Origin of the sequence: Frankia sp. AgKG'84/4 (genome assembly GCF_023242965.2) — a bacterium.
In the GTDB taxonomy this organism is placed as follows: Bacteria; Actinomycetota; Actinomycetes; order Frankiales; family Frankiaceae; genus Frankia.
In genome coordinates this window covers 1-4,381 of record NZ_JALKFU020000452.1, presented here as the reverse complement: position 1 = coordinate 4,381, position 4,381 = coordinate 1, and the positions used below count along the sequence as shown (strand labels likewise).

5 protein-coding genes are annotated in these 4,381 nt (G+C 70.5%); all 5 read left to right on the top strand.

All coding sequences use genetic code 11. The annotated features are described in order from the left end of the window. Positions 1-106: 106 nt before the first annotated feature. Entirely contained in the window at positions 107-697 is a 591-nt protein-coding gene (locus MXD58_RS21060; protein WP_248841337.1) for an MSMEG_0572/Sll0783 family nitrogen starvation response protein, read from the top strand. A 294-nt stretch (positions 698-991) separates the two neighbouring features. Continuing rightward, positions 992-1,876, top strand: a complete 885-nt coding sequence (locus MXD58_RS21055; RefSeq protein WP_248841338.1) for an alpha/beta fold hydrolase — start codon at positions 992-994, stop codon at positions 1,874-1,876. 91 nt (positions 1,877-1,967) lie between these two features. Next, complete coding sequence (locus tag MXD58_RS21050; RefSeq protein ID WP_248841339.1) at positions 1,968-3,230, top strand: YihY/virulence factor BrkB family protein; 1,263 nt, start codon at positions 1,968-1,970, stop codon at positions 3,228-3,230. 93 nt (positions 3,231-3,323) lie between these two features. Beyond that, the gene (locus tag MXD58_RS21045) at positions 3,324-3,815 is read left to right on the top strand and encodes a phage holin family protein (RefSeq protein WP_248841340.1); all 492 of its coding nucleotides are present in this window, start codon (positions 3,324-3,326) and stop codon (positions 3,813-3,815) included. A 100-nt stretch (positions 3,816-3,915) separates the two neighbouring features. After that, positions 3,916-4,381, top strand: a 466-nt coding sequence (locus MXD58_RS21040; RefSeq protein WP_250609782.1) for a DUF3618 domain-containing protein, incomplete at its 3' end; no start/stop codon positions are given.

Here is a 4,381-nt window from a genome sequence, read left to right as displayed (position 1 = left end):
GCCCGGCCCCGCGACCTCGTCGCCGGCAGCCGGCGGCCGGCGCGCACAGCCCGACGCCGGCCATCCGTGATCCGTACCCACATCCCGGGCCGACCGAGGAGCGCGCATGGCGCCGACGCAGAACGAGCCGCCGCAGCGGCGGCCTGCCCAGCAGGAACCGGGCCAGCAGGAACCGGGCCAGGACGAGCGCGCGCTCACCGAGAACGAACGACGCAGCCTCGCCGAGATCCCTCATCCGAGCCTGGCTCCGGGCACCAGCATCTACGGTTCAACCAAGATTTTTCCTGACTACCACGGAGACATCGGCGAGGCCTACCTCGCCCTCGTCCATGGCATCGCGCACGAGTCGTCAGTCAGTTTCGTCGCGATCCTGCAGGCCACCCGAGCGCTGCGCAAGGGATTCGAGTCGGTGCTCTATTTCCACGGGCCGGGCGCGATGAACACAATGGCGACGAGAGGCTTTCCGCACACCGGTGATTCCGCGTTCCCTGGCCAGCACAACATCAACAATCAGATCGAGACCTTCATCCGGGAGGGCGGAAAGGTCTATGTCTGCCGCTTCGGGCTGTCGTTGCACGGGCTGCGGGAGGAGGATGTCATCACCGGCGTGATCCCTGCGCACCCGCTCGATCTACAGGACTGCGTCATCCACTACAGCCGCAAGGGCGCGATCATCAGCTCCTCCTTCATGCTCTGACCCGCCGGTGACCGGGTCGGCCGGATGGCCCGATCGGGCGAGCCTGGCCGCGGCATGGAGGGGTCACGGGCCGGCGACCACCGCGCACCCGCACCGGCCGCGAACCCAGGGTGGCGACCTCATCACAACCTGATCCCTGACCGGCCCAGCCGCGCCATCGTCAATCCGACAACCTGCCCGGGACCAACCGGAGTCCGGGCAGCCGGTGTTGTATTCAAGGTGGGACACGCCGCGGGTCGAACCCGGCCAGCGGACGGATCGCCCCGCTCGACCAACCGAACGGCAGAGACTGGGATGGAAGACGAAGCACCGGCCTGGTTCGAGGCCGCCATTGACCGCCGCCCGGAGCGGCACGAGACCGAGGTCGCCGGCGCCGCCATCAGCTACCGCTGCTGGGGCGGGGGCGGGCTGCCCGCGATCGTTCTCGTCCACGGCGGCGCCGCGCACGCCGGCTGGTGGGACCACATCGCGCCGATGATCTCCAGCGAGTACCGCGTCATCGCGCTCGACCTGTCCGGACACGGCGACAGCGACCGCCGCGACGACTACTCGCTGAGCACGTGGGCTGCCGAGGTCATCGGCGTCATCGACCACGCCGGGGTCACCTCACCGCCGATCATCATCGGCCACAGCATGGGCGGCTGGGTCACGATCACCACCGCGGCCGAGTATCCGGACCGGGTCGCCGGCATCGTCGTGATCGACTCGCCCGTCCAGGAGTTCACCCCGGAGGAGCGCGCCGCCCGCGACCGCACCGCGTTCGGCCCGCTGCGGGTCTACCCGACGGCGACCGATGCCCTCGCCCGCTTCCGCACCGTGCCGGAGCAGCCGAGTTCCCTGCCATACATCATCGAGCACATCGCCCGCAGCTCGATCGGCTCGGTGCAGGGCGGCTGGACCTGGAAGTTCGACCCGAACGTGTTCGGCAACCGCACACCGTCGCCCGAGGTGCTGCGCAAGGTGCACTGCCGGGTGGCGCTGTTCCGGGCGGAGCACGGCCTCGTCACACCGGACATCGGGGCGCAGATGTACAACCTGCTCGGCCGGGTCGCCTCGGTGATCGAGATTCCGCTCGCCGGCCACCACGTGATGCTCGACCGGCCGTTGCTGCTCGTGACGGGCATCCGGACCATCCTCGCCGACTGGGAGCACTCCTCCCCCCAGGAACGCACGGACTGATCCCAGCCGCGGACTGATCGCCTCACCAGCGGGTTGACCAGCGGCTCGCGGGTACACCTGCCGTCATGTCACAACGGCAGGAGAGATCGCCATGAATCCGTCCGCCATCCTGGGACGCCGCCACGCCACGACGAACGGACCTGCGCCGAGCGACGGCGCGGCACCGGACGCTGACGCGCGTGACCTCGCGCGGCACGGGACGCCACGGCCCGTGCGCGACGTGGATCCCCCGCGGCGGGGTCCGACGTCGGTGAGCGGCGCGGGCTGGCTGGCGGTCGGCAAGCGGGTGAAGTCCCAGGTCGGGATGCTGTCCATCCCCCTGCTGGCGAGCGGGGTCGCCTTCTGGGCCATCCTGTCGATCTTTCCTGCGGTGATCGCCGTGATCACCGTGTACGGCCTCGTCGCGAGTCCTCAGTCGGTGAGCGACCAGATCGCGAAGCTGTCCGGTTCGCTCTCGCCGTCGACCAGCACGGTGCTCAAGGACTGGCTGACGGGCATCACCACGACGGACCCGTCCGGTCTCGGCATCGGTCTGATTCTGAGCCTGGTGGGACTGCTGTGGGCCGTGTCCTCCGGCACGCAGAACCTGATCAAGGCCATCACGGTCGCGTTCGAGCAGGAGGAGACGCGGGGGCCACTGCGGCTGCGCGCGCTCGCGGTGGCGATGAGCCTCGGCGGCGTGGTCCTCGCGGTGCTGGTCATCGGTGGCATCACCGCCGCCCCCGCGCTGCTCTCGCACGTCCCGGGCGGCGGCCTGCGGGTGGTGCTCTCGCTGCTGCAGTGGCTGGTGCTGGCGCTGCTGCTGCTCGCCGCGATCACCGCGCTCTACCGCCTCGGGCCGGCGCACACACCGGCGAACTGGCGCTGGGCCTCGCTCGGCGCGGTCGTCGCGACCGTCGCGCTGATCGTCGCATCCCTCGCGTTCTCGTTCTACGTCCGCGCCTTCGCCAGCTACAACAAGACCTACGGTGCGCTCGGCGGCGTGGTCATCCTCATGCTCTGGCTGTACTACGCGGTGACGGTCGTCCTGGTCGGCGCGCTGCTCGACGCGGAGGCGGCCAGGGAAGCGACCGGCCGGACGGAAGCCGAGAGGTACCCGCAGGCATCACCCGTCGACGTGCGCCAGCCCCGGGACCGCCCGGACGGCGCCAGCGGCGACAGCACCGCTGGTGGCGGCACCGCCGCGGGCACCGACACCAGCGTGGGCACAGACACCAGCGCGGGCACCGACACCAGCGTGGGCACAGACACCAGCGTGGGCACCGCCGAGCCTGGCCGGGAGCCCGCCGAGGTGGGGCTGTCGGACCGCATCAGCTCGACGCTGCGCGCCAAACTCCACAACAGACGCGGTTAAGCAGCCCAAAGGCGGGAATTCCGCAGACCACACACGTTGTCTCACGGGTGCCGCCACGCGGACGCCCCACCGGAAACCGCGAGGAGAATCCCCATGGCAAGTACGTATCAGACAGATACCTACCGAACCGATCCAGCCGCGGCAGCTGCTCCGTATCCGGACGATACGACCGCGTACCGGAACGGCGTCGACGCGCCCAGCGACGTTCGGCCGGGTTCGACCGGACATCTGGTCTCCGAGGTCGTGACGGACATCTCCACATTGTTCCGGCAGGAAGTGGCGCTCGCGAAGGCGGAGGTCCGCGAGGAGGCCAAGAAGGCGGGCAAGGGCGCGGGCATGTTCGCGGGGGCCGGCGGCGCCGGCCTGTTCGCGCTGCTGTTCGTGCTGCTCGCGATCATGTTCGGGCTGGGCGAGGTGATGGCGCTCGGCTGGGCGGCCCTCATCGTCGCCGTCGCGCTCGGTGTCGTCGCCGCTGTCCTCGGGCTCACTGGCCGGTCCACCGTCCGCAAGGTGCACCCGGCGCCGACGCAGACCGTGGAGACGCTGCGCGAGGACGTCCAGTGGGCGCAGAGCCGGCGCAAGTAACAACACGCGGGCAGGAAAGCGACGAAACGCGGCGCCTCATCAGAACGCCGAACCTCATCAGAACGACGGGGTTCCCCAATCAGAATCGGCGGGGTGGGAAGTGACCAGCACAAGTCCGGATGAGATCCGGTCCGACATCGAAGCAACCCGAGCGCGGCTCGGCAGCGACCTCGACCAGCTCTCCGACCGGGTCAGCCCGCACCGGGTGGCCGGCCGCACGGCGCAGGACCTCCGGCGCCGGGTGAGTTCGGCGACCGACGCGGTCCGGCCGAAGGTCACCGCGACGACCGGGACCGCGACCGAGAAGGCCCGGCACACCGCGGACCAGGCGAAGGCGACGGTGCGCCGCCAGCTCGACGCCCATCCGCAGGTCACCGCCTCCGCCGAGAAGGCCCGCCAGAGCGCCGGCAGCGCCGCGGGCTCGGCGACGCAGACGGTTCACCGTCAGCTCGACGCCCACCCGCAGGTCGCCGCGAAGGTACAGCACGCTCGTGACACCGCGGGCAGCGCCGTCAGCGCCGGCCGACAGAAGGCCTCGGACAACCCGCGCAGGACCGGGCTCGCGG